Genomic DNA, 5293 nt, shown 5'->3' with positions numbered 1-5293 from the left:
GAGATACAGGTCGGAGATGGAGTGATAACGCTGAATACATCGATTGCGGGTGATAGAGAAGATGAGCGTTTCAGTAGTCTGAAAGACCGGCTGGAGGAGGATACTTCCTGCTATGATCTCGTCAGTGAATCTACCTGGGATCTGGTGTGTGATGGTGGTGTAAAGTCAGTGAACATGGTCATCATGGAAGAACCTGAGCACGTTGACAGGTATATGAAGTTGGCGGATAAAGATGGTGCGGAGATAGAATATCCGGGCAAAGGGGAAGCTGTGATCAATACTGCGCTGGCAGAACAGTACGACCTCAAAACAGGCGATGTAATAACGGTCAGAGACAGTGAGATGAAAGAGATAAGAGTCTCCATATCAGGCATATTCAGGAATCATGTATACAACTATGTGTATATATCACCTGAAACATATGAGGATCAGATGGGGGAAGCACCTCAGTACAAATCGGTGTACTTCAATCTTGAGGAAGGCGCAGATTCGCACGAGATATCTGCTGATCTTATGGGTGATGCAGCAACAGCGTCAGTGACTATCAACAAGGATATGAAGAACAGGATATCCAAGATGATGGAGAGTCTGAATTATATAGTAATTGTAGTCATACTCTCGGCGGGTGCGCTTGCATTTATCGTTCTCTACAACCTGACAAATATCAATATCACAGAGCGCCTCAGGGAGATAGCAACCATAAAGGTTCTGGGATTTTTCAAAAACGAGACTTCAGATTATGTGTTCAGGGAGAACAGAGTCCTGACGACATTCGGGATCGCTGTGGGACTTGTGCTTGGAGTGTTTTTACATGCATTTGTCATAGGGCAGATCAAGGTGGATATGGTTGCATTTGATACGTATATAGCGCCGATGAGCTATGTGTACAGTATAGTGCTGACATTTGTGTTCAATTTTCTTGTTAACAGAGTTATGTCAGTCAAGCTTGATAAGATAAATATGGCGGAATCGCTTAAGTCGGTGGAATGATCCTTTCATATATGGCATGTAACAGAATAGTTTAGATGTTTATTACGATCCACAGGGCGTACAGTATAGACGGTACGTTCTGTGGATTTTTTTGCAAAAAAGTTGTTTTTACCTCCTGTTACTAGCCTTTTGGTTAGTGTACATGGAAAAACACAGCAATTATAATTGTAAATATATTATTGATACCAGAATGTGGCAGCTTAAAACGGCTGGTGTTCATGGCTGGTTTTTTTAGTGAAAGGGAGGAAGAAATTATGAGAAAGAGGGCGATAAGCTGGGCGCTGACGGCCAGTATGGTGCTATCTATGCTGTCCGGATTTATTCCCGGACAAAAAGCATACGCGGCGGACAGCTCGAAGAAAACAGGCAAGACGGTGGTCGAGACGGAGATTGACGAGAGTACATACAAAGCTCTGGGTCTCAGCACCGATATAGACAAAAGCAAAGCTGCGGTGCCGTATGACAAGGATAATATATCTACATTTGCAGAGGTGAATGAGGTATACGTTGCGGCAAACGGCAATTACAGAAACAAGTACACTGTGCGAGACGGATTTGACAGGATTGGAGATTTCAAGGACAGGACTACAAAGGTAAACAGCAGCCTTGGCAATCTGTACGGAGCGTATGGTTTCTATGATCTTGGCAAAGATAATGTGAAAGTGGAACACGGCGGATCGGGAGACAGTAACATAAGCAGCAACATGGGAAATGTTCTAAAAAAGGACAGTAATGGTTTTGACGGCCTGTATGCGACAAGCGTTGCATTTGATGGAGGCGACGGAAAAACCAACTACGTTGCGGAGCTAAGAGTACATGGAGATAAAGTATTCAGTCCAGCTGGATGGAAAAGTATTAAAACTGTCATAGATGGCAAGGAGTACCGCGGAAAGATAGATGTGAGTATTTTCAAGATAGCAGCTGATGGTACAAGATCTTCAATTGCTACGCTTACCCCTACTTTAAACAAGAATTCTACATATGGCGATGGACTTTTGTATTTTATCAGAAGATACCAGCAGGAGCTGGATGCGATGTTTGAGATCGAAAAGGCCGATCTGAATGGAGATGGTTTTGAAGATCTTCTCGTATACTGTGGAACTTACGAGGATAGAAATATAAACGATCAGAACATACGCTATGCCATAGTCGATGTATATTATGGCAAGAGAAACGGCAGGTTCACAAAGGGAAATAATATAAGCATACCGGGCGGGCTTGCATCTAATTATGAAAGTGGAGCGGGTGGATCGTGGTGTGATTATGGAATAGGAAGAGCTCCTGTGGTAACTCTGGCCGGCGGTGATCTGGAGCAGGATGGCCGGGATGAGGCCGCGGTTGCCGTATCTGGATCAGTTCTGAATTACAACATGGCAAAGGCAGGTCATATGACCGTCTATACATATAAAGACGGCGGACTTGTCCCTATAGAAGGTCTGAATGAAGTGTCACTTGGAGACACAGATGGCAGAAAACAGAACTATGGAATGTATGCTGCAAATTGTGCATTTGGCCGGTTTAAGTATCCTGGATCAGGAGCCATGGTCACAGGACTTATAGTTGGTGGATATTATTCGAGCAATTCTCAATATGTGCAGAGGGAATATGAAGCCACGCAGGCTGCATACAGATACGTATACTACGATAGTCTGACGGATAATTATGTGTTGTCAGATTATCATACGAGAAGCCTGGGGACTAAGAGTAAAGAAATCGTGAAATATCACGAGGTTAAAAGTAACGAATATTACAGACCTGTGAATGCACCTATGGCGCTTGCGTGTGCAGACCTTAAGGGCATGAACGGCAATAATGAAAATGACAGTGTGCTTTTTGGCGCAGAGGTATATGCTTTCTCACTGGAAGATGGCGGAATAACAGGTTCGGAGATAGGAAGCATGAGTATATGTACCGACCAGCGCAATCAGGGCAACGACAAGAAGAAAAAAGATCAGGTGTGGATCGGCGATGTCAGGGTTGGCTGTGTCGATAAGGATGCCAAGGGGAACAATTACAGACAGAGTTTTGTGTGCGTTGTGGGAGTGCACAGAGAGAAGAAACTCAATGATAAAGATGATTATTACTGGCTGGACATAGCGACATTTTCTATGGATGGCGGCAGCCCATACAGCAGTCAGGAGGGTGTAGTATGCCAGTCGAACAGCAGACAGGATATGTATGGAACATTTGTTTCACTGTGTCTTCCGGATATTGATAATGACAGTGTGCGGTTAAAGTACGAGGGAGAGTATCCGGTATACACAAATCCAGAGGTCTATGCAATCCTTCAGGCAAGTCCGTATTTTGATGATGTTCAGGAAGTATATGAATATGTAAATAACGGTGGAACATCATATTCAACAAGCAAAGGTTCATCGAACACGGTATCAGCTAACTTGTCAATATCAGTTGGCGCGTATGTGTCGTCGGAGATCCAGCTCATCGGAGCAGGTGAGGTAGAGGTTGAACTTTCGTATGGAGCAAGCTTTGAATATGCAAATACAAAGACAACGGAATATGAGATAACATATAATGCCGCAGGTGGAGGTTCTGATCAGGTCGTTCTGTACTGTTTGAAATATATGTATTACGAATACTCCATATATGATCCGATTGCGAGAAAATGGGAGCCGGTGGTTATGCCGGTATGTCTCGGACCTTCAACTTCAATCATAGATGTGGCAGATTACGACAAGGTTGCAAGAAGGAGCAAGGGGCTCAACGAGATATATAATAATATTCTGAATAACACAGCGGGAGACCCTGCTACATACCAGACTCTTGGAGGTAAATTAAAGTACGCCTATCAGTCAGGTGGAAATAACAATTATTCTTCTGTAAATGCCAGCTCTGGTGCAGATCAGACTCAGACGATATCTGTGACTGATGAGAATGAGTATTCAACTGAAGTGTTCCTTGAGGCGAACGAAAAGCTTGGTGCTGGAGGCGGAGGACTCGGTAATAAGGTTATCGTCGGTGTAACATCAAGCCAGCATGCGGGTCTTGGTCACACCCGTGTAAGCTCGAATGGTGTTACATACAGTGGAACGGTGGACAATGTTCCGGCAGACTGCACAGGGTTCTCATTTGACTGGCAGCTGCGGGTGAACACTGCAAAGCTGAACAGCGACAGTGATTCAGTGTTCGTCATTGGCTATGATGTTAAGAATGTTGTTCGTCCGGCGCGTATGCCGATGGGACTTTCTGTTGTCGACACAACGAGAAACAGTGTCAGTCTTGAGTGGTCACCGTCCAATGATGCAGATTACTATGAGGTCTGTATCGTTGATGCAGGAGGTAATTACAACAGCAAGGCAGTTGTGCCATATACAGTTACTGACTATGAAGTGAAGGGACTATATTCCAACAGGACTTACACATTTGCAGTGAGGGCTCTTCAGGCAAATGGTTCAAAGAGTCTGTTCAGCCGTCCGGCAACCGCGACGACACTTCAGGACAGTTCTAATTTCCATATAACAAAGAACCCTGATGATACAAATACGTTTGCGGGTGGAAATGCAGAATTTGCGGCAAATGCGGTTTATTATGATGGGGATGGAGTAAACCAGAGCGTTGGATACAACTGGCAGGTTAATACAGATAATGGATGGAGAAGCGTATCGACAGGAGGCAGCAATCCTACGCTCAGACTTACTGATGTAAGTGATGAAATGGATGGAAACGAATATCGATGCAGAGTTTATTACAACGACATCACACTCTACACCAAGACTGCGACACTCACTGTAAATAAGGCGGACAGCAAGGTCATGCTTCTGGCGCACAACGATACCGAGAATAAAGATTTGTCGGATGGCAGCGTAGTCAGGGCATCGGGCTCAGAGACTACAAAGGTGGAGAACGTGACTAAGGAGAGAAATCTTATAACAGTCACATCCGGAGTCGGGGAATATATTCTTGTCAGCGACGGAACAAACTATATGTGGAAAGATAGTGACGAGAATTACTATCCATGCAGTGTAAGCGTCAAAAAGGACAGCGACGGTTACGTGGATGAATCACAGACATTTAAAGCATCTGATATGGGCGGTACGGCATATGGTGTGAGTGAGTCAGATTTCATCGCAGATATTGATGGCAATACTTACAAGCTGACCAGCGTAAATGCAGCTGACTATGCAGGTGAAAAGGTGTCATATGCATCTGATGATGTTACATATGACAGGATACTCGCAAAATGGGTATCAGAGGATGGCAGCAAGAACTTCTATCTTCTCGGAAACACATCGGGAAGTGAAGACAGTACGGTGTACTATTATGTGGCAGATAGTGAAAGCGGAAG

Annotated in this window: 2 protein-coding genes; both read left to right on the top strand. The window is 44.4% G+C overall.

Annotated elements, in window-relative coordinates; genetic code table 11:
- A partial coding sequence (locus CCU_RS06860) for an ABC transporter permease (RefSeq protein ID WP_208896066.1) occupies nt 1-990 on the top strand: 990 nt, incomplete at its 5' end.
- A gap of 254 nt (nt 991-1244) precedes the next feature.
- The coding region (locus CCU_RS06855) for a fibronectin type III domain-containing protein (protein WP_208896065.1) at nt 1245-5293 on the top strand (4049 nt) is incomplete at its 3' end.

It is taken from the genome of Coprococcus sp. ART55/1, assembly GCF_000210595.1.
GTDB lineage: Bacteria > Bacillota > Clostridia > Lachnospirales > Lachnospiraceae > Coprococcus > Coprococcus aceti.
Note: the sequence above shows the minus strand (reverse complement) of the source record. Positions and strands in the feature narration are given on the sequence as shown.